This window comes from Achromobacter sp. 413638 (assembly GCF_043119405.1).
Classification (GTDB): Bacteria; Pseudomonadota; Gammaproteobacteria; order Burkholderiales; family Burkholderiaceae_B; genus Achromobacter.
Genome location: NZ_JBICCO010000010.1, coordinates 43,120 through 69,290 on the forward strand (window position 1 = coordinate 43,120; position 26,171 = coordinate 69,290).

Sequence of the window (26,171 nt, forward strand, 5' to 3'; positions counted from 1 at the left end):
GCAGTCAAGACTATGAGTGTTCCGATGGGCTGCTCTGCTTATGCCCATTCGCCGCCGTCCCCGCCGCCACCAGGGACATCACCCGGCCTGAAGCCAAATATCGGTTAACGTTGATGTTTTGTTTCACGGGCGCGCCGCGCCCCGCATCAGGATTCGTATGTTCACAGGCATAGTCCAAGGCACCGCGAAGATCGCCAAGATCGCCGACCGCGAGGGCCTGCGCACTTTCACGCTCGATTTCCCGCCGGGTTTCTGCACCGATCTGGCGGTGGGCGCCAGCGTGTCCACCGACGGGGTCTGCCTGACCGTGACCGAGCTGACGGGCCCGGACCAGGCCACCTTTGATGTCATGTTGCAAAGCCTGGCCATCACCACGCTGGGCGCCTATCAGGAAGGCGACCGCGCCAACGTCGAGCGCGCGGCCAAGGACGGCGCCGAGATTGGCGGGCATCCGCTGTCGGGGCACGTGGACTTCACGTCTGAAGTGGTGATGGTCAAGTCGTCGGACACGAACCGGCTGATGCGCTTCAGCATTCCCGAGGACTTCCGCAAGTACGTATTCGCCAAGGGCTATATCGCCATCAACGGCGCCAGCCTGACCGTGTCCGAGGTCAACCGCGCCGAAGGCTGGTTCGAGGTCTGGCTGATTCCCGAGACGCGCCGGATGACGGTGTTCGAGGACAAGCAGGTCGGCGACGCCGTCAACATCGAGATCGAGCGCGGCACCCAGGTGGTGGTGGACACCGTGCGCGAGACGGTGCAGGAAAGCCTGGGCAAGCTCCAGCCGCTGCTGGAGGCGATCCTCAAGGAAAAGGGACTGTCGCTGGAGGACTTCGTGACTCCGCAGCAGGTCAAGCTGAAGTAAAGCCCTTGAGGCACGACTTCTAAAGCCAGGCCCTTGAAGCTGGAACCTTGAAGCCAGCCCCTTAAAGCCGGATCCTGAAAGCAAACCGCCCCGCGACACGAGGCCGGGGGCGGCAGGGTCCGCGCAAGACATCATGCGCCCGCGTCCGGCTTCGTGCCGGCGCGGGCGCATGCCGTTCAGCCGGCGAAGGCGCGGCCCAGCGGCTTGACGCGGATGCCGGGACGCAGACGCGTCCAAGGCAGGTCGGCGGGGTCGGCCTGCATGGGGCCGGGGGCCTTGGCCACCAGCACTTCGTGCGCGATGGGCTGGAAGTCGGCGCGGAAGTGCACCGAGCTTTTCACCACCAGGATGGACATCTCTTCGGGCTGCACGCCGCCGACGCGGAACAGGTTGCGGTCCAGCATCTGCGTCTTGGTGGCGCTGACCACCACGCGCACGCCGCCGATGCGCAGCGTGGCCACGGCGCCCAGGTCCACGTCCATGCCGTTCATCATGGGGCCGTCAAAGCGCAGCCGGCCCGGCGAAAGCGTCTCGACCGTGAACTCGCCTTCGAAGGGGCCGTCGCCGGCCACGCCGGATTGCCCGCCCAGGCGCAGGCGCAGCCTGGCGCCGACGCCGGCGGCCACTGCCTGTCCCACCACTTCGGGGTCGTAGAACAGGCCCAGCGCGGCGTTCTGCGCGTCGGCCTCGACCAGCGCGCGCAGCATGCCGGTGGTGTTGGCGTCGCCGCCCGCGCCGGGATTGTCCTGCGTGTCGGCGATGACCACCGGGCGCGAGGCGCCGGCGGCCAGGGCCTGGGCGCGGCGCACGGCCTCGGCGGGTTCCAGGAAGTCGGGCGACCATTGCGGTTCCAGCGCCAGCACGCGCTGGTACAGCGTCTCGGCGGCCTGTTCGGCGGCGGCCGCGTCGGTGCCGTAGGCCCAGACCACCGGGCCGCATTCGTCGAAGTCGGCGGCGGGGAAGCCCGGCGCGAAGGAGATCGACACCACGCCCGGCGCCTGTTCCAGCTGCGCCAGTTCCTCGTAGACGCCGCGCGATGGCTGCAACAGGGTGCACATGCCGTTGATCGGGATCAGGAAGGGCAGGCGGCGCTCGGCGCGGTGCCAGTTGGCGCCGGCTTCGAGGCGGGCCAGCAGCAGGCGGGCGGCGTGCTCGCCGGTGTCGGCCATGTCCACGTGCGGATAGGTGCGGAAGGCGGCCAGGCCGTCGGCCTCGCCCAGCATCTGGGCGGTGACGTTGGCGTGCAGGTCCAGGCTGGCGATGACGGGCACGGCCGGGCCGACGGCCTGGCGCACGCGCGCCAGCAGCTCGCCTTCGCCGTCGTCCAGGTGCTCGGCGACCATGGCGCCGTGCAGGTCCAGGTAGACGGCGTCGTAGCCGCCTTCGCGCGCCGCCTCGACGATCTCGCCGGCGATGCGCTCATAGGCGTCGGTGGTGACGTGGGCGGACGGGCTGGCGCCGGCCCAGATCACGGTGCGCACCGTGTGGCCCTGCGCCACGACGGCGTTGATGAAGCCGCCGGCGGGGATGTTCACCTGCCGCAGCGCCAGCATGGCCTCGCCGCGCACCATGGCGGGAAAGCCCTCGCCGCGGACGAAGTTGTCGTAGCCGGCCTTGGACGGCGCGAAGGTATTGGTTTCGTGCTGGAATCCGGCAACCAGGATGTGCATGATGGGTTTCCTGTCGTGGCGTTCAGGCGCGCGCGGTCGCGTGCGCGGATTGGGACGGGCGGTTGACCAGCAGCAGCAGGGCGCCGGCTACCAGCAGGGCGGAGATCGCGTACAGGCCGCCGGCCAGCGAGCCGGTCGATTCCTTGACCCAGCCGATGATGGACGGGCTGAGGAAGCCTCCCAACAGGCCGATGCTGTTGATCAGCGCGATGCCGCCGGCGGCGGCCTCGCCCTTCAGGTACTGCGACGGAATCGCCCAGAATACCGTGTAGGAAGCCCACATGAAGCCGGTGGCCAGCGTGATGGCGGCCAGCGACAGCGCGAACTGGGTCGGCGCGGTGGTGGCCACGCACAGGGCGACGCCGGCCAGCAGGGCGGGCACCAGCGTGTGCCAGCGGCGTTCCTGCATGCGGTCGGAACTGCGCGCGAACAGCAGCATGAAGGCGGCCGCGGCGATATAGGGCACGGCCGAGTACAGGCCGATTTCCATGGTGTCCTTCACGCCGGCCAGCTTGAGCAGCGTGGGCAACCAGAAGCTGACCGCATAGATGCCGCAGATCAGGCAGAAGTAGGTCAGCGCCATGCCGTAGATGGCGGGGTCGCGCAGCACCTGGCGGAAGGCGTGCTTCTGCTGGCCCGAGCGCGCGTCCAGGTCGGCGGCCAGCAGCGCCTTTTCCTCGGCGCTGAGCCACTTGGCCTGGGCGGGCTTGTCGTCCAGGTAGCGGTAGGCGACGATGCCGATCAGCACACAGGGCAGGCCTTCCAGCAGGAACATCCATTGCCAGCCGTCCAGGCCGTGCGCGCCGGAGAAGGCCGTCATGATCCAGGCCGACACCGGGCCGCCGACGATGCCGCCGATGGGGCCGGCCAGCATCACCACCGCCATGACGCCCGCCATGCGCGACTGCGAATACCAGTAGGTCAGGTAGAAGATCATGCCGGGCGCGAAGCCGGCCTCGAACACGCCGAGCATGAAGCGCAGCACGTAGAAGCTCCATTCCCCCTGCACGAACAGCATGGACGCCGAGGTCAGGCCCCACAGCACCATGATGCGGCTGATGGTGCGGCGCGCGCCGATGCGGGCCAGCAGCAGGTTGCTGGGCACCTCGAACATCACGTAGCCCAGGAAGAAGATGCCGGCGCCCAGTCCATAGACGGCGTCGGAGATGCCGATGTCCTGCTGCATCTGCAGCTTGGCGAAGCCGATGTTGATGCGGTCCAGGTAGGCAAAGACGTAGCACAGCAACAAGAACGGCAGCAGACGCCATGTGATCTTGCGGTACAGCGGTCCCAGGCGCGGGTCGGCGCCCGGCGTGGCGGGATGGGGCATTGCATGTCTCCTGCGCGGGTCTGCGCCCGCGGTCGATAAAGGTAGCCTCGGCGCCGGAGGGGCCGTGGAGGCGCAATTATCGGAAGGGCAGTGTGTTCGAAGCAATGACCTGGAATATGAATTATCGTTGCTGATAGGGCAACGATTGGGAAAGGAATCGATATGCAGGAAATCAGCCAGGGCCGCTTGCGCTACTTCCATGAGGTGGTCGCCTGCGGCTCGGTGCGCGGCGCGGCCGAGAAGCTGGACACGGCGGCCTCGGTGGTCAGCCGCCAGATCCAGCTGCTGGAGAAGGAGCTGGGCGTGGCGCTGTTCGAGCGCCGCTCGCGCGGATTGACGCCGACCGAGGCGGCGGACATGCTGCTGGAGTACTACCGCGCCTGCCGCGCGCAGCAGGAGCATCTGGGCGCGCGGCTGCAGGAACTGCGCGGCATGCAGCGCGGCAGCGTGCAACTGATGATCAGCGAGGGCTTCATCGACAGCCTGATGGAGCATGTGGTCGGCCCGTTCTGCATCGAGCATCCGCGCATCAATATCAGCGTCAACGTCGGCTCGGTCAACGAGGTGGTGGAGGCCGTGGCCTCGGACGCCGCCCATATCGGCCTGGCCTACAACCCGCCGGTGGATCCGCGCCTGCGCTGCCGCGCCAGCCGCAAGCACCCGGTCTGCCTGCTGACCCGTCCGGACCATGCGCTGGCGCGCCATGGCGCGCCGCTGACCATCGCCGACATCCTGCCGTATCCCTTCGCGCTGATGTCCGCGCCCTACGGTTTGAGGCAGGCGGTGGATCTGTTGGAGTTCACCGAGCGCATCCACCTGACGCCCAGCCTGACCACCAACTCGCTGCGCGTGCTCAAGCAGTACGCGATGAGCGGCGCCGGCGTGACGCTGATGCCCAACCTGGGCGTGCATCACGAAGTGGCCAGCGGCGAGCTGGTGGCCCTGCCCATCGCGCATCCGATCCTGAGCGCGCCGGAATGCCAGGCGCTGCTGCGGCTGGGCCGGCCGCTGTCGTCGGCGGCGAACGAGCTGATGCGCCGCATCGAACTGCGGCTGCCGGCCTTCAGCGAGGGCGGGGCGGGCAAGGGAGGCAAGGCCAAGACCGGCCAATGACGCGGCATTCCGGGAACAATGCGCTGGAAAGCGCCACCCATGGCTGATGCTGGTGCGGAAATGGCGGTATCAGGCCGTTTCGAGGCAGATATTGCCCGCTTCGGATAAGATCCAGGCACACCCGGAGGTACTCATCATGTCGGTCATGTCCGATATCAAGATCCGCCCGCTGGAGCGCGGCGACCTGCACTTCGTGCACAAGATCAACAACAACGACGTCATCATGCGGTACTGGTTCGAGGAGCCCTACGAGGCTTACGACGAACTGGTCGCGCTGTACGACCGCCACCTGCACGACCAGAACGAGCGGCGCTTCATCATCGAGCGCGACACCGGCGAGCCGGCCGGGCTGGTCGAGCTGGTCGAGATCGACTATATCCACCGCCGCGCGGAATTCCAGATCATCATCGCACCCAGCTACCAGGGGCGCGGCTACGCCAAGGCGGCCACGCGCATCGCGGTGGGCTATGCCTTTCGCGTGTTGAACCTGCACAAGGTCTACCTGGTGGTGGACAAGGACAATGCCGCCGCCGTCCATATCTATGAGCGTTGCGGCTTTCGCATCGAGGGCCTGCTGAAGGAGGAGTTCTTCTCCAACGGCGCCTATCGCGATGCCTATCGCATGGCGCTGTTGCAGCATGACCATCTGCGCGAGGTCGGCCCGGGCGCGCCGGACGCGCCGGTGCTGCGCGACTGGCCGCAGGAAGAGCAGGCCGGCTGAGTCCGGACGTATTCAGGTCCGGCCCCGGGGCGGCGCGCTGTCCCGGGGCCTTGTATTTGGTGGAACCCGGCCGGCTTCAGCCTTCCCGGCCAGAAACGCTTTCCCAGTTCAAGCCGAACTTCAGCAGGTACTTGCGCAGCCGGTCGGCGTCATTGACCACCGTGCGCTGGGTGCGCGAGCGGTCATAGAGCTTGCGGCCCGCCTCGGATAGCGAGTCCGATTCCCGGCACACGCCGATGACGGCTTCCAGCTGCATGCGGTCGAACAGGTCCAGCGCGTCGGCCGCGCCGTCGGGCAGCACGGCGTCCAGGCGGATCTTGCCGCCGTCGTTGCCCGTGGGCGCGCCGCGCTGCCACAGCCAGTGCAGGCGCTGGATCTCGGCGTCGACCAGCTCAACCGGAATGCGTCCGCCGTCGGCCAGCGTCGCCAGCCGTGTCACGCTGGCCGACAGGTCGCGGAAGTTGCCGGTCCATTTGGCCTCGGCCGACTTGGCGAATTTCAGGTAGCGCGTCCGCGCCTCGGCATTGAAGCGGACCACGGCGCCGGTTTCCTCGGCGGATCGCATCAGCAGGTGATCGACGTTGGGCTCGATGTCCTCGGGTCGCTGCGCCAGGCCGGGCAGGGCATAGGACCAGAGGTTGATGCGCGCATACAGGTCTTCGCGGAAACGCCCCTGCGCCACATCCACGCGCAGGTCGCGGTGGGTGCCGGCGATCAGCTGGAAATCGCTGCTGGTCTCGCGGTCGCTGCCCATGGGCAGGAAGCGCTTTTCTTCAACGGCCTTGAGCAGCATGGCCTGTTCGTCCAGGCCCAGTTCGCCGATCTCGTCCAGGAACAGCACGCCCTGGTGGGCGGTGCGCAGCAGGCCGGCCCGGTCAGCGGCCGCGCCGGTGAAGGCGCCTTTCTTGTGGCCGAACAGCGTCGAGGCGGCGCCGTCGCCGCGCAGCGTGGCGCAATTGACCTCGACGAACTCGCCCTGGACCTGATGGCGGGATTTCTTCAGTTCGTACATGCGCCGAGCCAGATGCGACTTGCCCGCGCCGGTGGGGCCGGTCAGCAGGATGGGCGCCTGCGAGCGCACCGCCACTCGTTCGATCTCTTCGATCAGCCTGTTGAAGGCCCTGTTGCGCGTGGGAATGCCACTCTTGAGGAATTCCAGCGCGTCGTCCCGCGCCTGGCTGAAGCGGCGGGCCAGCACGTCGTAGCGCGACAGGTCCAGGTCGATCAGCGTGTACTTGCCGGGACTCTCGCCCGCCTGCTTCCTGGGAGGGGATGTCTGCAACAGCACGCCGGGAATGGTGCGCGATTCCACCATCAGGAACATGCAGATCTGCGCGACGTGGGTGCCGGTGGTGATGTGCGCCCAATACTGCTCGCGCTCGGGATCGAAGCGGTAGCCGCGCGTCCAGTCGTACAGCGCCGCGTACATCTCGCCGAAGTCCCAGGGATCGGCGAAGTCCATCGGGATCAGATTCACGACGGTGTCGGGCGACAGATTGGCGATGTCCTGCTCCACCAGCCGCGCCAGGGCCTGGTGGCGCGTTGGATAGAACAGCTCCAGCCGGTCGATCAGCGTGTCCTCGTGCTGGACCAGCGATACCGTGGGCCGCCATTTCGACCAGCGGCCCGCGCCCTGGCCGGCATCCAGCTGGGTGCCCAGGAAGCCGATGACGACGTTCTTCTTTTGCATGGGTCGGGCTAGCTGATTAGATAAATGACTAGCTAATATTCTATACAAATCAGAAGTGAAGCATCAGCCTGGATTTTGTTGATCGCTGCGAAAAATATTTAATCTTTTGAAAATCAATGGCTTGGAGGATTTTTCCAGCGCTGGCCTAAAAGCTGGCACGCCCTTTGCATAAGGAGAGGCGTAGACGACAAATCGTATGCAAGAAGGAGAATGCTCCATGGTCAACACGCAACTCTTCCAGTCCCAGCGCGGCGCGATGCTGCCGGCGGCCCTGGATACCAATAACGAACTGGCGCCGGCCTATGCGTTCAGCCCGCGCCACCAGCTGGCCCAGCTCGCCGCCACCGGCTGCCTGCGTCAGACGTTCTACGCCCAGGCGCAAGATCAACTGGATCGCGTGATGACGCTGGCGGCCGAGGTGGATCCGGCCTTCGTGGCCAGGACGGCGGTGTACGCCCGCGAGTCCGGCCATATGAAGGACATGCCGGCCTTGCTGGCCGCGATCCTGGCGGTGCGCGACCTGGAGCTGCTGGCGCAGGTGTTTCCGCGCGTGATCGACAGCGGCAAGATGCTGCGCAACTTCGTGCAGATCCTGCGCAGCGGCGCCGTGGGGCGCAAGTCGCTGGGCACGCGGCCCAAGAAGCTGGTGCAGCGCTGGCTGCTGGAGGCCACCGAAAAGCAGCTGCTGAACGCGGCCGTGGGCAATGCGCCTTCGCTGGCGGACGTGGTCAAGATGGTGCATCCCAAGCCCGCCGAGGCCTGGTGCGCGGCCTGGTTCGCCTGGCTGATCGGCAAGCCCCATGACGAGGCCGCGCTGCCGCCCGCGACGCGGGCGTTCGAACGCTTCAAGCGCGATGCCACGGGCGAGCCGCCGGACGTGCCGTTCCAGATGCTGACTGCGCTCGGCATGACGCCGGCGCAGTGGGCGCAGGTCGCACGGGCCGGATCCTGGCAGATGGTGCGCCAGAACCTGAACACCTTCGCGCGGCACGGCGTGTTCGAGCAGCCGGGCATGGCCAAGGCCATCGCCGCCAAGCTGCGCGATCCGCAGGCCGTGGCCCGGGCGCGGGTGCTGCCTTACCAGCTGATGTCGGCCTTCAAGGCGGCGGGCGAGGCGGTGCCGGCGGTGGTGCAGGACGCGCTGCAGGACGCGATGGAACTGGCGATCGGCAACGTGCCCAGCCTGCACGGGCGGGTGGTCGTGTGTCCCGACGTGTCGGGGTCCATGCGTTCCTCGGTCACGGGCTGGGCCGGTTCGGCGACGTCGACCGTGCGCTGCGTCGACGTGGCCGCCCTGGTGGCCGCCGCCGTGCTACGCAAGAATCGCCGGGCGCGTGTGCTGCCGTTCGACTTCGACGTGGTCGACCTGCGCATGAATCCGCGTGATTCGGTCATGACCAACGCGCAGAAGCTGGCCGGCATCGGCGGCGGCGGCACCAGCTGCAGCGCGCCGCTGGCTCGCCTGAACCGCGAGCGGGCGCAGGTGGACCTGGTGATCCTGGTCTCGGACAACGAGTCCTGGATGGATGCGCGGCGCAGTGGCGCCACCGCGACCATGCGTGAATGGGAGACGCTCAAGCAGCGCAACCCGGGCGCGCGGCTGGTGTGCATCGACATCCAGCCGCATGCGACCACGCAGGCGGCGGAACGCGCGGACATCCTGAACGTGGGCGGTTTTTCCGACGCCGTGTTCGAGATGATCGCCAACTTCGCCGAGGGGCGCATGGGCGCCGGCCACTGGGTCGGCGAGATTGAAGCGGTGACGCTGGGCGTGCAATAGCGCGCCCGGCGGATCCCAAGGAACAAGCAGTATCGATTACGCGCGAATGCCGGCAGGACTACATCGGATGCCACGGGGTTCAAATCCCCAGGCCGGGAAACCGGAGCAGGCTACGTCTTGCCAATCTGGTCGCGCACCGTCTTGCTCCGGGGGCGGATCCTCCGGGGCGGGTTGGACGAATGCGAACGGGACTACATCTTCCAACTGTCCGTCTCGTTCATGAACTAGTCGTCCCTTGCTCGCCACAGGCAACGGAAGTGAAGGAACAGACAGTATCGATTACGCGCGAATGCCGGCAGGACTACATCGGTGCGCCGCGGGGTTCGAATCCCCAGCCGGGAAACCGGCGCTGGCTACGTCCTGCCACTCTGGTCGCGCATTTTTTCCAGCCGGGCCGGTCCGGGGCTTTCCCGGGCCTGGCGCGGCATGCAAGGCCTCATCCTCATCCAGACGGTTTTCCCTGGAAAGCCGGTAAATTGTTCAGCAGCAAAAAGAAGATCAACATGACGAACCAGAACTACAACATCGAAGAAGTCGCCGGCGGCGTGCCGGTGAAAATGTGGACCAAGGGCGTGCCCGTCGAAGACGACGCCAAGCTCCAGCTGGCCAATGCCGCCCGCCTGCCCATCGTGTTCAAGCACATCGCGGCCATGCCGGACGTGCACCTGGGCATCGGCGCGACCGTCGGTTCGGTGATCCCGACCCTCAAGGCCATCATTCCGGCGGCGGTGGGCGTGGACATCGGCTGCGGCATGATGGCGGCCAAGACCACGCTGCGCGCCGAGGATCTGCCCGACAACCTGGGCCCGCTGCGCTCGGCCATCGAGCAGGCCGTGCCGCACGGCTCGGCGCCGCGCGGCCGTCGCGACACGGGCAGCTGGGAGAACCCGCCCGTGTCCGTGGACCAGGTCTGGGCCACGCTGGCCGACGAGTTCGACGCGCTGTGCGAGCTGCATCCGCGCCTGCGCAACACCAACAACCGCAAGCACCTGGGCACGCTGGGCACGGGCAACCACTTCATCGAGGTCTGCCTGGATGAGGCGGGTTTCGTCTGGTTCATGCTGCACTCGGGCTCGCGCGGCGTGGGCAACGCCATCGGCACGCACTTCATCGAGCTGGCCAAGAAGGACGCGCAGCGCCACCAGAGCAACCTGCCGGACGAGAACCTGGCCTATTTCGAGGAAGGCGCCCAGTATTTCGGCCATTATGTGCGCGCGGTGTCGTGGGCGCAGAAGTTCGCGCTGCGCAACCGCGAGGTGATGATGGCCAACCTGATCGCGACCGTGCGCAAGGTCATCGCCAAGCCCTTCGAGTCGCACGTGGAGGCGGTGAACTGCCACCACAACTACGTGCAGCGCGAGCGCCACTTCGGCGAGGACGTGTTCGTGACCCGCAAGGGCGCGGTCAGCGCCAAGCGCGGCGAGCTGGGCATCATCCCGGGCAGCATGGGCGCGCGCAGCTACATCGTGCGCGGCCTGGGCAACCCGGAAAGCTTCGAAAGCTGCAGCCACGGCGCCGGCCGCGTCATGAGCCGCACCAAGGCCAAGAAGCTGTTTTCGGTGGAAGACCAGGTGCGCGCGACGGAAGGCGTGGAATGCCGCAAGGACGCCAACGTCATCGACGAGATCCCGATGGCCTACAAGGACATCGACGCCGTCATGGCGGCGCAGCGCGATCTGGTGGAAGTGGTGCACACCCTGAAACAGGTGGTGTGCGTGAAAGGTTGACGGAGTGGGGCGGACGCCCCGTTCCACAAGGAGAGGAACATGAAGCAGGAAAGCGTCCTGAGCGCGCATCCGGTGTCGGACGACATGCGGGCGCTCATCGCCGAGAAACTCGCGGACATCGAGCGCCAGCACCAGGTGACGGTGCTGTACGCCTGCGAGTCGGGCAGCCGGGGCTGGGGCTTTGCCTCGCCCGACAGCGATTACGACGTGCGCTTCGTTTACGTGCACCGGCTGCCCTGGTATCTGACCGTGCTGCCCGGGCGCGACGTCATCGAGCAACCGATCAGCGGCGATCTGGACATCAACGGCTGGGACCTGCGCAAGACGCTGGGCCTGCTGCGCGATTCCAATCCCACGCTGCTGGAATGGCTGCGCTCGCCCATCGTCTATCGGGCGGTCGAACCCTGGGCGCCGCGCCTGCGCGCGCTGGCCGAGGAGGAGTTCTCGCTGGTGCGCGGCTATCACCATTACGTGTCCATGGCCCGCAAGAACCTGCGCGAGCACCTGCTGGGCGAGGTCGTGCGCTACAAGAAATACCTGTACGTGCTGCGGCCGCTGCTGGCGGCGCGCTGGATCCGGGAAGGGCGCGGCGCGCCGCCCATGCGCTTCGCCGAGCTGGCGAGCGAGATGGTGACCGACCCGGCGCTGCTGGAAGAGCTCAACGCCTTGCTGGCGGTGAAGATGCGGGCGGGCGAGGCCGCCACCAGCCCGCGCTGGCCGGGCCTGCACGACTTCATCCTGCGCGAGCTGGAGTCGGCGCAGGCGCATGTCCCCGTCGCCGGCGACCGGCCGGACCTGGCGCGGCTGGATCGCTACCTGCGCGAGGCGGTGCTGCATTTCGATGCCGCGCCCGCTTGAAATAATGATTTGAAGGATACAAAAGTGATCGAGATCGATGGGGCCGCCGGGGAGGGCGGCGGCCAACTGCTGCGTACTTCGCTGGCGCTGTCCATGTGCACGGGCCAGCCTTTTTCCATGAACCGCATCCGCGCCGGGCGCGCCAAGCCCGGCCTGATGCGCCAGCACCTGGGCTGCGTCATCGCCGCGGCCGAGATCAGCGGCGCGCAGGTGCAGGGCGCGGAACTGAATTCGCAATCGCTGAGCTTCGCGCCCGGCAAGCCGCGCGCGGGCGACTACCGTTTCCATCTGGGCACGGCGGGCAGCTGCGGGCTGTTGCTGCAGACGCTGTGGCCGGCGCTGATGATGGCCAACGGGCCCAGCCGCCTGTCGCTGGGCGGCGGCACGCACAACCCCGCCGCGCCGCCGTTCCATTTCCTGGCGCGCAGCTACGCGCCCCTGCTGGCCCGATTGGGCGCCAAGGCGGAACTGAACCTGCTCAGGATGGGGTTCTACCCGGCCGGCGGCGGCGAGATCGAGGCGCGGATCTGGCCGGCCGCCGACCAGCTGGAGCCGTTCGACCTGATCGCGCGCGGCGCGCCCGGCGCCAGTTATGCCGAATGCCATGCGCCGGCGCTGCCGCGCGCCGTCGCGCGGCGCGAGCTGGAACATCTGGGCGAAGCGCTGGGCTGGACCGCGGATCAGTTGCGCGTGGCCGCCACGCGCCAGCACGAAGGACCGGGCAACGCGCTGCTGGCGACCTTGGAGCACGAGCAGGTCTGCGAGGTATTCACGCGCTTCGGCGTCAAGGGCCTGACTGCCGAAACGGTGGCCCAGGAACTGGCGCGGGACGTGCGCGCCTACCTGGACAGCGACGCGGCGCTGGGACCGTACCTGGCGGACCAGTGGGCGCTGCCGCTGGCCCTGGCCGTATGGCGGCGCGACCAGCCGGCGCAGTACACCTGCACCGAGCTGACCGCGCATGCCCGCAGCAACTTCGGCGTCATCGGGCAGTTCCTGCCGGTGAGGTTCAGCGCGGCGCCGCTGGGGGCCGGCTGGCGGGTGAAGGCCGAGCCTGCCTGAGGCATGCCTGCGTTCGATGGCCGGCCGGCAGTCCCGGTCGGCCGGCATGGCTGCGCGATCCTGCTAGGCCTTGATGTGGCGCAGCGCCAGGATGATGACCGCGATCATGCAGGCAATGATCAGCAGGAGCCCGATCCGCAAACCCGTCAGGATGGGAATCGCGCCGCCAACCAATGATCCCAGGATGGCGATGCCCATGGCCATGCCGATCTGCCGGGAAGTGTTGTAGACGCCGGAGGCCAGTCCCGCATAGGTTGGCTCGACGGTGGTTGTCGCCACCACGTTCAACGTGGGGGAATAGATGGCTGTGCCCATGGCAATCAGCACGGTGCCGGCCACGAACGCCGGCCAGGTTGACGGCGTCGAAATCCCCAGCGTGACCAGGCCGCCCAGCAATGCCCATGAGCCGCCCACCCAGAGCATCCAGCGCGCGCCGCGCTTGAGCAGCCAGGGATTGAGAACCATCGTGGTCAGGATCAGCGCGATCGCGAATGGAAGCAGCAGCGTTCCGGCTTGCAATGGCGTGACCTGCCAGGCTTGCTGCACGAATAGCGCCAGCATGAACAACAGGCCATAGCAACTGAACTGGAAGGCGAACCCGCCTGCGACGGCGGCGGCGAATGGACGGTTGCGGAAAATGTCCAGTGGCAGCATCGGGTGCGGCGCGCGCCGTTCAACCCGGATGAATGCGGCCAGGCCGACGATGGCGCCCGCGACCAGGCCGATGACCAGCGGATGCGTGCGCCCCAGCGTGTTGCTTTCGATCAGCCCGGCGATCAGCGCCGTCAGCGCGAGCGTGCCCGTGGCGGCGCCGGGAACATCGATCGGCGCGCGGCGCAGCGGGGTTTCATGCAAGTGGCGGCGGGCCAGCCAGGCGCCCGCCAGGCCGATCGGGACATTGACCAGGAAGATCGAAGGCCAACCCAGGTATTGCGTCATCCATCCGCCGCCGAACGGTCCCACGACCATGGCGATGCCTCCCACGGTGGCAAGGGTGTTGACCGCGCGTATGCGTGCCGTCCTGTCCGGCCAGCTCTTGGCGACCAGCGACAGCACCATGGGCAGCAACCCCGCCGCGGCCACGCCTTGCAGCGCGCGCGCCGCGATCAGCCAGGACAAAGAGGGGCTCAATGCGCAGAACAAGGAAGTCAGCGCAAACGCCAGGAGCGAACCGATGAACAGTCTGCGCGAACCCCAGCGGTCGCCCAATGCGCCGGCTGTCAGCAGCAAGCTCGCCAAGGGCAGGGTGTATGCCGTGACCACCCATTCAAGCTGCGATACCGAGCCGTGGAATTCGTGCTGGATCGTGGGCAGCGCCAGGTTCAGCGCGACGCCGTCGACCGTGACCATGAACATGCCGAGGCAGATGGCGGCCAGTCCCCAGGCAGGGTTTGTGGAATGGCTGTCCGTCGCGGCGGCTTGGAGATGACCTGAAAGGGACATGGGATTTCCTGGTTGTACCAACTAGTATGTTTGGAATGTAGCACGCCAACATACTAGTTGGTACAATTTCGTCATGAACACATCCACCGACAAGTTGATCGAGACGACTCAGGCGCTGCTATGGGAGCGCGGATATGTGGGGACCAGCCCACGGGCCATCCAGGACCGCGCCGGCGTGGGCCAGGGCAGCATGTATCACCATTTCCGCAGCAAGGCCGCGCTGGCGCAGGCGGCGGAAGAACGTTCCGCCGCCGAATTGATCGAGGAAGTGCGCCAATTACTTGATGGCCTGGGCGATCCGCTGGACCGGCTGCTGGCCTATCTGAGGCTGGAGCGCGATGTCCTCAAGGGGTGCCGTATCGGGCGACTGGCTGCCGATCCGGACGTGGTGGCCGACCCTTCCTTGCGCAAGCCGCTGGAAGATACCTTTGCCTGGATTACCGAACGCCTGGCTGCGTTGTTGCGAGAAGCCCAGCTCGGCGGCCGCCTGCCAGCGGGGTACGATCCGCAATCTATTGCCGCCACCGTGCTTGCGGTGCGCCAAGGAGGGTATGTGCTGGCGCGGGCAGCCGACTCGACCGCTCCTTACGAGCAGGCGGTGCAGGGGCTGGTCGCGCTATTGACGAGTATTGCTGTCGTTGCCGGTCAGACAACAGGCTGAAGCGCCAGGTCCGATGTTCCTTGGGGACCGGGGGGTAGCAGGTTCGCTTTCCGGCCCGCGAATCTGTCGATCCACGGACCGGTGATCTGTCTTAGCGCGCGGCCGGCGCGGCGCGCAACAGCCGCAGCCCGTTGGCCACCACCAGCAGGCTGGCGCCCACGTCGGCGAACACGGCCATCCACAGCGTGGCGTTGCCGGTCATGGCCAGCGCCAGGAACACGGCCTTGATGCCCAGCGCCAGCGCGATGTTCTGCACCAGCACGCTGTGCGTGGCGCGCGACAGGCGCAGGAACACGCCGATCTTGCGCAGGTCGTCGTCCATCAGCGCCACGTCGGCGGTCTCGATGGCGGTGCCGGTGCCGGCCGCGCCCATGGCGAAGCCGATGTCGGCGCGCGCCAGAGCGGGCGCGTCGTTGATGCCGTCGCCGACCATGCCGACCTTGCCGGCCGGACTCAGCTTGCTTTCGATGGCCGCCAGCTTGTCCTCGGGCAGTTGGTCGCCGCGTGCCTCGTCGATGCCGACCTGGGCCGCGATGGCGCGGGCCGTGGGCGTGTTGTCGCCCGTCAGCATCAGCATGCGCACCCCCAGCGCGTGCAGCTCGGCGATGGCGGCGGCGCTGGTGGGCTTGACGGTGTCGGCCACGGCGGCCAGCGCCAGCACGCGGCTGCCGTCGGTCAGGCCGATCACGCTCTTGCCCTGGCGCTCCAGTTCGTCCATGCGCGCTTCCAGCGCGTCGCTGGCCACGCCGGCTTCGCGCATCAGGCGGCGGTTGCCGAGCTGGAAGGTCACGCCGTCGATCACGCCGGCCACGCCACGGCCGGGCAGGGCGGCGAAGTCGGCCACGTCCAGCAGCTGATGGCCGGCCTCGCGCGCCGCATTGGCCACGGCCAGCGACACGGGGTGGTCGGAGCGCGCCGCCAGGCTGGCGGCGACCAGCGCCGCGGGCTGGCGGCTCAGGTCGGACGGTTCCCAGTCCTGCAGGTCGGTCTGCACCGGCTTGCCGTGGGTCAGGGTGCCGGTCTTGTCCAGCGCCAGCCATTGCAGGTTGCGGCCTTCTTCGAGGTAGACGCCGCCCTTGACCAGGATGCCGCGCCGCGACGCGGCGGTCAGGCCGCTGACGATGCTTACCGGCGTGGAGATCACCAGCGCGCAGGGGCAGGCGATGATCAGCAGCGCCAGCGCGCGGTAGATGGCGTCGAACCAGGGCTGGCTCCACAGCAGCGGCGGCACCACTGCCACCAGCACGGCCACGCCCACCACCACCGGCGTATAGATGCGCGAGAAGCGGTCGATGAAGCGCTGCGTCGGCGCGCGCGCGCCCTGGGCCTGCTCCACGGCATGGATGATGCGGGCCAGCGTAGTGTTGCCGGCGGCGGCGGTGACGCGGTATTCGAACGAGCCCGAGGCGTTGACCGTGGCGGCGTAGACCGGGTCGCCCTCGGTCTTTTCCACCGGCAGGCTTTCGCCGGTGATGGGCGACTGGTCCACGGCCGAGCGGCCGCTGACGATCTCGCCGTCGGCGGCGATGCGTTCGCCGGGCCGCACGCGCACGATGTCGCCTGGCTGCAATTGCGCGGCCGGCACCTCTTGCCACGTGCCGTCAGGCTGCCGGCGCGTGGCGGTCTCGGGGGCCAGGTCCAGCAGGCCGCGGATGGCGTTGCGGGCGCGATCGAGCGAACGCGCCTCGATCAGCTCGGCCACGTTGAACAGGAACATCACCATGGCCGCCTCGGGCCATTGGCCTATCAGCACCGCGCCGGTGACGGCGATGCTCATCAGGGCGTTGATGTTGAGATTGCCGTTGCGCACGGCGATCCAGCCCTTGCGGTAGGTGTCCAGGCCGCAGGCCAGGATGGCGGCCACGGCCAGCGCGGCGGTGACGTAGACGGACCAGCCGGCGAAATGCGAGAACTCGGACAGCGCGGCCATCAGGCCGGCGCCGCCGATGGCCCACCAGTTCACGGGCTTGGCGGCGGGGGCGGGCGGGCGCGGCGCGTTCTCGGCCAGCGGCTCGGGCGTCATGCCCAGCGACTTGATGGCGGCCGTGATGCGCTCCAGCGCGCCTTCGGCGTGAACCACGGTCAGCACGCGCTGCATCAGGTTGAAGTCCAGCGCGTGCACGCCGTCCAGGCCGCCGAGCTTCTTGCGGATCAGGGTTTCTTCCGTCGGGCAGTCCATCTGGCCGATGCGCAGGCGCGCCAGCAACTGGCCGGGACCGGCCTGCAGCGTCGAGGCGGCGGCTGTCGCGGCGGTCAGCGGGACGGCGGCGCCGTGGGCGCAGCAGCTGTCCTGGGCGTGAACATGTTGATGGTCGTGGTCGTGGTCGTGGTCGTGGTCATGGTCGTGGTCATGGTCATGGCTGTGGTCGCCATGTGCGTGATCGTGGCCATGCGCGTGATCATGGCTATGGTCATGGTCATGGTCGTGGCCGGACCGGGGATGTGGCTCTTGTTTGATCGGTGCTAAAGACATCGCGTCACGCCTCGAAATATGCTCAGTGACCCTATTCGACACCTTGGAGTTACTATAGGGTCAACCCCCTTACATCAATCGGATGCGATCCAGGAGGCGGAAATGCGTATTGGTGAACTGGCCACGGCGACCGGCACCACGGTCGAGACCATCAGGTACTACGAGAAGGAAGGCCTGCTGCCGGCGCCCGAGCGCGGGCTGAACAATTACCGCAGCTACGGGCCGCTGCAACTGGAGCGCCTGCGACTGATCCGCAATTGCCGGGCGCTGGACATGACGCAGGAAGAGATCCGCGCCATCCTGTCCCTGGCGGACAATCATCAGAATGGCGGCTGCGGCCCGATCAACGAGCTGTTCGACGAGCACATCTCGCACGTGGACGAGCGCATCGCCGAGCTGACCCAGCTCAAGACCCAGCTGACGGAACTGCGCCAGCGCTGCCTGTCGGCGCGGCCCGACGCCGAGGACTGCGGCATTCTGCATGGCTTGAGCGAGATGCAGGTCGAGGAGCGGCAGGAGCGGCACACGCACCTGGGCTGACGGTCCATTCCCGCCGCGCGCCCGGCACAATGCCAGGATTTCCCGGACTGTCCTTGGGCGGCCGCGCGGATTCCCTTGATGCCCGCCGGGGGATAGCGCCCTTGGACGCGGGGATCGCGTAACATATGAGAATATGATTCTTTCCCATTTGGCGTCGTCCCGTCCCAGGCCGGCGCCAAGGGAAATCCAGATTTCGCAGACGCCATGACGACTACCCAGACCGCCCCCCCCTTGCACGCCCTGACTTCCCGCCGCTCCGTCAAATTCCTGCGCGCCCCGGCGCCCAAGCAGGACGAACTGGAACAGATCCTGCAGGCGGCGATGTCGGCGCCCGACCACGGCGCGCTGCGTCCCTGGCGCTTCGTGCTGATCCGTGGCGAGGCCATCGGCAAGCTGGCCGACGTGGCCATCGGCGCGGTCAAGCGCAGCGGCGATCCGCGCATGACGCCCGAAAAGGAAAAGTCCGTGCGCGAATGGATGGCCGCCGTGCCGCTGTTCATCGCCGTGGCGCAGAAGATCGCGCACGACAACACCAAGATCCCCGAACAGGAACAGCTGCTGGCCACCGGCGCCGCCGCCATGAACCTGCTGAACGCCGTCCATATGCTGGGTTATGGCGCGTTCTGGAGCACCGGCATGGGCACCTATGTCGAGGACGTGCAGAACGCGCTGGGCCTGGACTCGCTGGACTACCGTTTCCTGGGCTATCTGGCGGTGGGCACGCCGGCCTGCGCGGTGCCGCAGGCGACGCGTCCGGACTTCCGTGAATTCGTCACGGAGTGGAACGGTCCCGTCTGATCGGACGCCGCGCGTCAGCGCGGACGCCACGCGGCGCGATACGACAAGACCCGGCTCAGGCCGGGTTTTTTCATGTCCGCCGGATTCGCAACGGCAGGCATGCGCGCGGCGCACAACCAATGCCGGCGCGGCCTGGCGGCGCGCGGGCAAGGCGCGCCAAGGCCCGCGCAGGCAAGACAAGGCGCCGGACCGCGTCCACGCTCAAGGCTCGTCGCCGGCCCCTGGCCCGTGTTACTCTGGCCGGCGGCCACGCGCTCCAATCGCGCGCGATGGCCAGCGATGGCAAGGCCCGCGACTACCCACTCGGGCCTTGTCTTGTGAAGAAGAATGCGCATGACACGATCAAGCGTGGAGACAATTTATGAGCCAGTACGGGCCGTTGAAGTTGCACGTCCCCGAGCCCACAGGGCGTCCGGGTTGCAAGACAGACTTTTCCTATCTGCGCGTCTCGCCCGCCGGCGAGGTTCCCAAACCCCCCATTGATGTCGCCGCGATCGACACCGGCAATCTGGCCTACAGCCTGATCCGCGTGATCGACGAGGACGGCCAGGCCGTTGGCCCGTGGGCGCCGGACATCAGCGACGAGCTGCTGCGCGCCGGCATGCGGACCATGCTGAAGACGCGCATCTTCGACGGTCGCATGCTGACCGCGCAGCGCAAGAAGAAGATCTCCTTCTACATGCAGAGCCTGGGCGAGGAGGCCATTGGGTCGGCCCACGCGCTGGCGCTGGAACAGGGCGACATGTGTTTCCCGACCTACCGGCAGCAGAGCATCCTGCTGGCGCGCGAGGTCTCGCTGGTCACCATGATGTGCCAGCTCATGTCCAACGAGCGCGACCCGCTCAAGGGCCGCCAGCTGCCGGTCATGTACTCCGACCGCGCGAATGGCTTCTTCAGCATCTCGGGCAACCTGGCCACGCAGTTCATCCAGGCGGTGGGCTGGGGCATGGCCTCGGCCATCAAGGGCGACACGCGCATCGCCTCCGGCTGGATCGGCGACGGCGCCACCGCCGAGGCCGACTTCCACACCGCGCTGACCTTTGCCCACGTGTACCGCGCGCCGGTGATCCTGAACGTGGTCAACAACCAGTGGGCCATCTCCACGTTCCAGGCCATCGCCGGGGGCGAGGGCGCCACCTTCGCCGGTCGTGGCGTGGGCTGCGGCATCGCCTCGCTGCGCGTGGACGGCAACGATTTCCTGGCCGTGTACGCGGCCTCGCGCTGGGCCGCCGAGCGCGCCCGCCGCAACCTGGGCCCGACCCTGATCGAATGGGTGACCTACCGCGCCGGCCCGCACTCCACCTCCGATGATCCTTCCAAGTACCGTCCGGGCGACGACTGGAACCACTTCCCGCTGGGCGATCCGATCGAACGCTTCAAGAAGCACCTGATCCTGCGCGGCATCTGGTCCGAAGCCGAGCACGAAGCCGTGCGCGCCGAACTCGACGCCGAGATCCTGGCCGCGCAAAAGGAAGCGGAAAGCTACGGCACCCTGGTGGACGGCCACGTCCCCAGCGCCGCCAGCATTTTCGAAGACGTGTACAAGGACATGCCGGAGCACCTGCGCCGGCAGCGCCAGCAGCTCGGAGTCTGATCATGGCAAGCGACAACAATATCGGTCCGGCGTCCGCGTCGATGACCATGATCCAGGCTTTGCGCTCGGCCATGGATGTGATGCTGGAGCGCGACAACAACGTGGTGGTGTTCGGCCAGGACGTGGGCTATTTCGGCGGCGTGTTCCGCTGCACCGAAGGCCTGCAGACCAAGTACGGCAGCTCGCGCGTGTTCGACACGCCGATCTCCGAGGGCGGCATCGTCGGCGTGGCGGTGGGCATGGGCGCCTACGGCCTGCGGCCGGTGTGCGAGATCCAGTTCGCCGACTACTTCTATCCGGCTTCCGACCAGATCGTGTCCGAGGCGGCGCGCCTGCGCTACCGCTCGGTCAACGAGTTCATCGCGCCGATGACGATCCGCATGCCCTGCGGCGGCGGCATCTACGGCGGCCAGACCCACAGCCAGAGCCCCGAGGCCATGTTCACGCAGGTCTGCGGCCTGCGCACGGTCATGCCGTCCAACCCCTACGACGCCAAGGGCCTGCTGATCGCCGCCATCGAGAACGATGATCCGGTGATCTTCCTGGAACCCAAGCGCCTGTACAACGGCCCCTTCGACGGCCATCACGACCGGCCCGTCACGCCCTGGACCGGACGGCCGGGCAGCGTGGTGCCCACCGGCTACTACACCGTGCCGCTGGATTCGGCCGCCATCGTGCGGCCCGGCAACGCGCTGACCGTGCTGACCTACGGCACCACGGTGCACGTGTCGCTGACCGCGGCCGAGGAAACCGGCATCGACGCCGAGGTCATCGACCTGCGCAGCCTGTGGCCGCTGGATCTGGACACCATCGTCAACTCGGTCAAGAAGACCGGCCGCTGCGTGGTGGTGCATGAAGCCACGCGCACCTGCGGCTTCGGCGCCGAGCTGATCGCGCTGGTGCAGGAACACTGCTTCCATCACCTGGAGGCGCCCGTGGAGCGCGTGACCGGCTGGGATACGCCGTATCCGCACGCGCAGGAATGGGCGTACTTCCCCGGCCCGCGCCGGGTTGGCGAAGCGTTCAAGCGCGCGATGGAGGGTTGAGAGAATGGGTATTCATGTCATCAAGATGCCCGACATCGGCGAAGGCATCGCGGAAGTCGAACTGGTCGCCTGGCATGTGAAGGTCGGCGACATGGTCGCCGAGGACCAGCCGCTGGCCGACGTCATGACGGACAAGGCCACGGTCGAGATTCCCGCGCCGGTGGTCGGCCGCGTGGTCGCGCTGGGCGGCGAAGTGGGCCAGGTCATGGCCGTGGGCGGTGAACTGATCCGCCTGGAAGTCGAAGGCGAGGGCAACCTCAAGCCGGGCGCGGACGCGCCGCCGGCCAAGGCGCCGGCCGCTGCCGCAGCCGCGCCTGCCGCCGCGCCGCAAGCGCCCGTCGACGCGCCCAAGCCTGCCGCGGCTGTGGCGGCTGCGCCCGCCAAGGCCGCAGCGCCGGCGCCGTCCAAGCCCGCGCGGCAAGCGCCCGCCGCTGTCGCGCGCCAGCCTGGCGAGAAGCCGTTGGCCTCGCCCGCCGTGCGCAAGCGCGCCTGGGACCTGGGCATCGAGCTGCGCTATGTGCACGGCAGCGGCCCGGCCGGCCGCATCCTGCACGAGGATCTGGACGCCTATCTGCAAGGACAGGGCGCAGCGGGCCAGGCCCGTGGCGGCGTCGCCTATGCCGAGCGCAACGACGAGGAAAACGTGCCGGTGATCGGGCTGCGCAGGAAGATCGCGCAGAAAATGGCCGAGTCCAAGCGCCGCATTCCGCACTTCAGCTACGTCGAGGAAATCGACGTGACCGAGCTGGAAGAGCTGCGCGCCAGCCTCAACCAGAAGTGGGGCGCCACGCGCGGCAAGCTCACGCTGCTGCCGCTGCTGGCCCGCGCCATGGTGGTGGCGCTGCGCGATTTCCCGCAGATCAATGCGCGCTACGACGACGAGGCCGGCGTGGTCACGCGCTACGGCGCGGTCCACATCGGCATCGCCACGCAAAGCGACGGCGGACTGATGGTGCCGGTGATGCGCCACGCGGAGGCGCGCGACCTTTGGTCCATGGCGGCCGAGATCATCCGCCTGGCCGAGGCCGTGCGCACCGGCGCTGCCAGCCGCGACGAGCTGTCCGGCTCGACCATCACCATCACCAGCCTGGGGCCGCTGGGCGGCATCGTCACCACGCCGGTGATCAACCATCCCGAGGTGGGCATCGTGGGCGTGAACCGCATCGTCGAGCGGCCGGCCATCCGCAACGGCGCCGTGGTGGCGCGCAAGCTGATGAACCTGTCGTCCTCGTTCGATCACCGCGTGGTCGACGGCATGGACGCGGCGCGCTTCATCCAGGCGGTGCGCGCGCTGCTTGAACAACCCGCGCTGCTTTTCGTGGAGTAAGCATGAGCCAGATCACAAAAACAACGGGCCTGCTGGTGATCGGCGGCGGCCCGGGCGGTTACGTGGCCGCCATCCGCGCCGGTCAGCTGGGCGTGCCCACCATCCTGGTCGAAGGCGACCGGCTGGGTGGCACCTGCCTGAACATCGGCTGCATCCCGTCCAAGGCGCTGATTCACGCGGCCGAGGAATTCGACAAGGCGCGCCACTACGCCGGCGAGTCGGCGCTGGGCATCTCGGTGCAGGCGCCGTCCATCGACATCGCGCGCACCGTCGTCTGGAAGGACGGCATCGTCTCCAGGCTCACCAGCGGCGTGGGCGCGCTGCTGAAGAAGAACGGCGTCGAAGTGGTGCGCGGCTGGGCCACGCTGCTGGACGGCAAGACCGTCGAGGTGGCGACCGCCGACGGTGGCCGCCTGCGCATCCAGTGCGAGAACCTGCTGCTGGCCGCCGGCTCCGAGCCCACGCCGCTGCCCTCGGTGCCGTTCGGCGGCATCGTGGTCTCGTCCACCGAGGCGCTGTCGCCCGACAGCATCCCGAAGAAGCTGGTGGTGGTCGGCGGCGGCTATATCGGCCTGGAGCTGGGCACCGTGTACCGCAAGCTGGGCGCGGAGGTGGCCGTGGTGGAAGCGCAGGACCGCATCCTGCCCACCTACGACGCCGAGCTGACCAAGCCGGTGGCGGCGGCGCTCGCGCGCATGGGCATCGAGCTGCACCTGGGTCGCAAGGTGCTGGGCCTGAACGCCGAAGGCAATGCCGTGCGGCTGCAGGATGCCGCCGGCGCCGAGACGCAGCTGGCCGCCGACCGCGTGCTGATCGCGGTGGGACGCCGCCCGCGCACGCAAGGCTGGGGGCTGGAAAGCCTGCAACTGGACCGCAAGGGCAACGCGCTGCTGATCGACGATCAGTGCCGCACCTCGATGCGCGACGTCTGGGCCATCGGCGACCTGGCCGGCGAACCCATGCTGGCGCACCGCGCCATGGCGCAGGGCGAGATGGTGGCCGAGCTGGTGGCGGGCAAGCGCCGCCACTTCCAGCCGGCCGCGATCCCGGCGGTCTGCTTCACCGATCCGGAAGTGGTGACGGCGGGCCTGTCGCCGGCCGAGGCCGAGGCGGCGGGGCTGGATTGCCTGGTGGCGTCTTTCCCCTTCGCCGCCAACGGCCGCGCCATGACGCTGGAGTCCACCGACGGCTTCGTGCGGGTGGTCGCGCGGCGCGACAATCACCTGGTGCTGGGCTGGCAGGCGGTCGGGCGCGGCGTGTCGGAACTGGCGGCGGCGTTCTCGCAGTCGCTGGAGATGGGCGCCACGCTGGAAGACGTGGCCGGCACCATCCACGCCCATCCCACGCTGGGCGAGGCGGTGCAGGAAGCGGCGCTCAAGGCGCTGGGCCACGCGCTGCACATCTAGCGCATCGCACTGCCCATATGGCCCGGGACGGCGTCAGGCCGTCCCGGGCCATATTCATTTGCGGGCCGAGCCGTCCACGTAGGGGCGCGACTGCAGGATGATGAGTTCGTCGCCGACCACGGCCCATTCGATGTCCTGGTCCGCGCCGCCCAGCGCCTGCTTGACCTGGCGGCCCACGGTAGCGAGCCGCGCGATCAAGGCATCCGTCAGTACCTGGCGCGAGCCTTGCAGCGGCACCTCGCGCACGCCGCCGGCGGCGTCGGGCACCAGCTGCGTGTCCTCGGCCGAGCGGCTCAGCACCTGCACCGCCTTGGACCAGCTCGAATACATCACCTGCTCGGCCTGGCGCTTGCCTTCCACCACCTTGATGCCCAGGCCGCGCTTGGCCGAGATGTAGGTCACGTGCCGCCGGCCGGCGTCGAAGGGATCGCGCGTGATCATCACGCCCGAGCTGTCCGATGGCGCCGCCAGCTGCACCAGCACCGCCATCGCCACGGCGTCCTGGCCCAGCCCGGCCGCGCGGCGCGCCTCATAGGCCTCGAAGTTGTAAACCGAGGCCCATACGGTCTGCACCGCGCGCGCCAGCGCCTCGGCCTGGGTCACGTTGGGCACCGTGGTGTACAGGCCCGCGCCGCTGAAGCCGGGCAGGTCTTCCGAATTCGACGAGCTGCGCACGAACACGCCCTGACCCTTGAGCTGGCTGTTCCACTGCGCCAGCCAGGATTGCGCCAGCGCCGCGTCCGGCTCGGCGCCGGCGATCTCGGCCCGCAGCGCCGCCAAGGCTTCGCGTCGCGCGTTGGCGTCGGTCTGGAAATCGTGGCGCTGTTCCAGCGCCGCGATCTTCTGCGCCACCTGCAGGCGTCGCATGAAGGCCTCGTATTGCGAGAAGGGCACGCAGAAGCCGTCCGGCACGCGGGCGGCGGGCGGCAGGGCGGACTTGAGCGCGCCCAGATTGGCGGCCTTGACGCCGCAGTAGCGGCTGTCGCGGGCTTTCAGGGCGGACAGCGGTTTCAGCGCGGTCACCGACAGGTCCGGCTTGGGCAGCTTGCGCGCGGCCTGCTTGGGCGGCGTGACGTGGGGGACGACGTCGGGGCGGGCCATTGGCTGCACCCGGTAGTCCTGCGCGCTCACATTCAGCTCCACCCACTGGCCGTCGTATTGGCGCAGCGCCGCTTGCGCATCGCGCACATAGGCGTTGGGGATGCCCCAGCCCTTGGCCAGCAGGTTGACGTGCGACAGCAGCGTGGACGGGCGCTGCGTCACCAGCCCGGCCACCGGCGGCAGCCAGACCGGCACCTCGTCCAGCACCAGGATGTCCTGGGGCGACAGGTCGCCGGTCTGCTCCACCGACTTGATGATGCGCAGCCGGCCCTGGGCGCGGCCGGTGTTCAGCGGCAGGAAGGGCTGCTCGCGCAGCAGGGCCTCCTGGGTCACGAAGGCCAGGCCGGCGCGTTCGGCGGTCTGTTCGTGCAGCGTGGAGTTGGCCTTGAAGCGCGGCGCTTCATAGAACGAGGCGCGCACCACGTCATCGGTCTGCTTGAGCAGCTCGGGCGTGAGCCGGTCGCCCTCCCAGAATTCGTAGGTATAGCCGGGCAGGTCGCGCTGCCAGCTCAGCGTGCCGAACAGGAAGCGGCGCTTGGGATCCTTGTACTGCGAGATCAGCGTGGCCTTGTCCAGCTTGGGCGCCAGGCCCTCGCGGCGGGCGAACTGCTCGTGCAGCACGTAGCGCGGCGTGTTGATGTAGTAGATGCGGTTGGCCTGGCGCCGGTCGATCACGAAGATCAGGTGTGGCATCTCCAGCGGCGTGCCGGGGTTGTAGACGCGCGCCAGGCGCATGAAGTCTTCCCGGCTGCCGATGCGGTCCAGGTAGGCCGGCGCCTTGGGGTCGTCCGGGCCAGACTCGATGGGAGGTCCTTCCAGGCGCAGTTCATAGGGCGAGGGCTTGCGCGCGGTCTGTGCCGAGGCGTCGTGGCTGGCGGCCAGCGACAGCGCGCACAGCGCGACCAGGGGAGCGAGGCGCAGGCTCGGGCCGATGAGGCGGGACAAGGCGCGGAAGGAATCCATGGA

Annotated in this window: 20 protein-coding genes and 1 CRISPR repeat array (1 of these 21 running past the window's edge); of the genes, 14 read left to right on the forward strand and 6 right to left on the reverse strand. The window is 68.1% G+C overall.

From position 1 onward, the window contains the following. A CRISPR array of direct repeats spans window positions 1-12; the repeat unit is 28 nt; it begins 1,038 nt to the left of the window's first position. 145 nt (window positions 13-157) lie between these two features. Next, window positions 158-865, forward strand: coding sequence for a riboflavin synthase subunit alpha (locus ACEU5R_RS06405; protein ID WP_103273910.1), 708 nt, complete (start codon window positions 158-160; stop codon window positions 863-865). 176 nt (window positions 866-1,041) lie between these two features. On the opposite strand, the gene ACEU5R_RS06410 is transcribed toward ACEU5R_RS06405, so the two are convergent. Both ACEU5R_RS06410 and ACEU5R_RS06415 read right to left on the reverse strand, forming a co-directional pair. Then, window positions 1,042-2,535, reverse strand: coding sequence for a M81 family metallopeptidase (locus ACEU5R_RS06410; RefSeq protein ID WP_103273911.1), 1,494 nt, complete (start codon window positions 2,533-2,535; stop codon window positions 1,042-1,044). Between the two features lie 22 nt (window positions 2,536-2,557). Next, window positions 2,558-3,865: an MFS transporter gene (locus tag ACEU5R_RS06415; protein WP_392409540.1), complete on the reverse strand. Its 1,308-nt coding sequence runs from the start codon at window positions 3,863-3,865 to the stop codon at window positions 2,558-2,560. A gap of 162 nt (window positions 3,866-4,027) precedes the next feature. Between ACEU5R_RS06415 and ACEU5R_RS06420 the strand changes: the two genes are divergently transcribed. Further along, window positions 4,028-4,978, forward strand: coding sequence for a LysR family transcriptional regulator (locus tag ACEU5R_RS06420; protein WP_392409541.1), 951 nt, complete (start codon window positions 4,028-4,030; stop codon window positions 4,976-4,978). 136 nt (window positions 4,979-5,114) lie between these two features. Further along, window positions 5,115-5,699, forward strand: coding sequence for a spermidine N1-acetyltransferase (speG, locus tag ACEU5R_RS06425; RefSeq protein ID WP_103273914.1), 585 nt, complete (start codon window positions 5,115-5,117; stop codon window positions 5,697-5,699). A gap of 76 nt (window positions 5,700-5,775) precedes the next feature. On the opposite strand, the gene rtcR is transcribed toward speG, so the two are convergent. Continuing rightward, a complete protein-coding gene (gene rtcR / locus ACEU5R_RS06430) occupies window positions 5,776-7,389 on the reverse strand; it encodes an RNA repair transcriptional activator RtcR (protein WP_392409542.1) in 1,614 nt (537 codons plus the stop codon). 217 nt (window positions 7,390-7,606) lie between these two features. On the opposite strand from rtcR, the gene ACEU5R_RS06435 reads away from it, so the two are divergent. From ACEU5R_RS06435 to rtcA, 4 genes are all read left to right on the forward strand, one after another. After that, window positions 7,607-9,169 (forward strand): RNA-binding protein, encoded by a 1,563-nt coding sequence (locus tag ACEU5R_RS06435; protein WP_392409543.1) that lies wholly within the window; start codon window positions 7,607-7,609, stop codon window positions 9,167-9,169. A 503-nt stretch (window positions 9,170-9,672) separates the two neighbouring features. Next, window positions 9,673-10,896, forward strand: a complete 1,224-nt coding sequence (locus ACEU5R_RS06440) for an RtcB family protein (protein ID WP_212317735.1) — start codon at window positions 9,673-9,675, stop codon at window positions 10,894-10,896. Window positions 10,897-10,935: 39 nt separating this feature from the next. Next, a complete protein-coding gene (locus ACEU5R_RS06445) occupies window positions 10,936-11,754 on the forward strand; it encodes a nucleotidyltransferase domain-containing protein (RefSeq protein ID WP_103273917.1) in 819 nt (272 codons plus the stop codon). A 24-nt stretch (window positions 11,755-11,778) separates the two neighbouring features. Continuing rightward, window positions 11,779-12,816: an RNA 3'-terminal phosphate cyclase gene (gene rtcA, locus ACEU5R_RS06450; protein ID WP_392409544.1), complete on the forward strand. Its 1,038-nt coding sequence runs from the start codon at window positions 11,779-11,781 to the stop codon at window positions 12,814-12,816. A 63-nt stretch (window positions 12,817-12,879) separates the two neighbouring features. Here the strand turns inward: rtcA and ACEU5R_RS06455 are convergent, their stop codons facing one another. Further along, a complete protein-coding gene (locus tag ACEU5R_RS06455) occupies window positions 12,880-14,259 on the reverse strand; it encodes an MFS transporter (RefSeq protein ID WP_392409545.1) in 1,380 nt (459 codons plus the stop codon). 73 nt (window positions 14,260-14,332) lie between these two features. Here ACEU5R_RS06455 and ACEU5R_RS06460 point away from each other — a divergent pair, with 73 nt between their 5' ends. Further along, window positions 14,333-14,920, forward strand: coding sequence for a TetR/AcrR family transcriptional regulator (locus tag ACEU5R_RS06460; protein WP_392409546.1), 588 nt, complete (start codon window positions 14,333-14,335; stop codon window positions 14,918-14,920). Between the two features lie 91 nt (window positions 14,921-15,011). Here ACEU5R_RS06460 and ACEU5R_RS06465 read toward each other — a convergent pair whose 3' ends face one another. Next, window positions 15,012-17,393, reverse strand: a complete 2,382-nt coding sequence (locus ACEU5R_RS06465) for a heavy metal translocating P-type ATPase (protein ID WP_392409547.1) — start codon at window positions 17,391-17,393, stop codon at window positions 15,012-15,014. A 102-nt stretch (window positions 17,394-17,495) separates the two neighbouring features. On the opposite strand from ACEU5R_RS06465, the gene cadR reads away from it, so the two are divergent. The 6 genes from cadR (at window position 17,496) to lpdA (ending at window position 24,104) form a co-directional block, all read left to right on the forward strand. Continuing rightward, a complete protein-coding gene (gene cadR, locus ACEU5R_RS06470) occupies window positions 17,496-17,933 on the forward strand; it encodes a Cd(II)/Pb(II)-responsive transcriptional regulator (protein ID WP_103273920.1) in 438 nt (145 codons plus the stop codon). A 204-nt stretch (window positions 17,934-18,137) separates the two neighbouring features. After that, window positions 18,138-18,731 carry a nitroreductase gene (locus ACEU5R_RS06475; RefSeq protein ID WP_392409548.1) on the forward strand — a complete coding sequence of 198 codons (594 nt, stop codon included), beginning with the start codon at window positions 18,138-18,140 and terminating at the stop codon, window positions 18,729-18,731. A 361-nt stretch (window positions 18,732-19,092) separates the two neighbouring features. After that, window positions 19,093-20,325: a 3-methyl-2-oxobutanoate dehydrogenase (2-methylpropanoyl-transferring) subunit alpha gene (locus ACEU5R_RS06480; RefSeq protein ID WP_392409549.1), complete on the forward strand. Its 1,233-nt coding sequence runs from the start codon at window positions 19,093-19,095 to the stop codon at window positions 20,323-20,325. A gap of 2 nt (window positions 20,326-20,327) precedes the next feature. Further along, the gene (locus tag ACEU5R_RS06485; RefSeq protein ID WP_103273931.1) at window positions 20,328-21,371 is read left to right on the forward strand and encodes an alpha-ketoacid dehydrogenase subunit beta; all 1,044 of its coding nucleotides are present in this window, start codon (window positions 20,328-20,330) and stop codon (window positions 21,369-21,371) included. Between the two features lie 4 nt (window positions 21,372-21,375). Then, window positions 21,376-22,698, forward strand: a complete 1,323-nt coding sequence (locus ACEU5R_RS06490) for a dihydrolipoamide acetyltransferase family protein (RefSeq protein WP_103273932.1) — start codon at window positions 21,376-21,378, stop codon at window positions 22,696-22,698. 2 nt (window positions 22,699-22,700) lie between these two features. Then, on the forward strand, window positions 22,701-24,104 hold the full coding sequence (lpdA, locus tag ACEU5R_RS06495; protein ID WP_103273933.1) for a dihydrolipoyl dehydrogenase: 1,404 nt from the start codon (window positions 22,701-22,703) through the stop codon (window positions 24,102-24,104). A gap of 54 nt (window positions 24,105-24,158) precedes the next feature. On the opposite strand, the gene ACEU5R_RS06500 is transcribed toward lpdA, so the two are convergent. Next, complete coding sequence (locus ACEU5R_RS06500) at window positions 24,159-26,168, reverse strand: PEP/pyruvate-binding domain-containing protein (protein ID WP_392409577.1); 2,010 nt, start codon at window positions 26,166-26,168, stop codon at window positions 24,159-24,161. Window positions 26,169-26,171 lie beyond the last annotated feature (3 nt).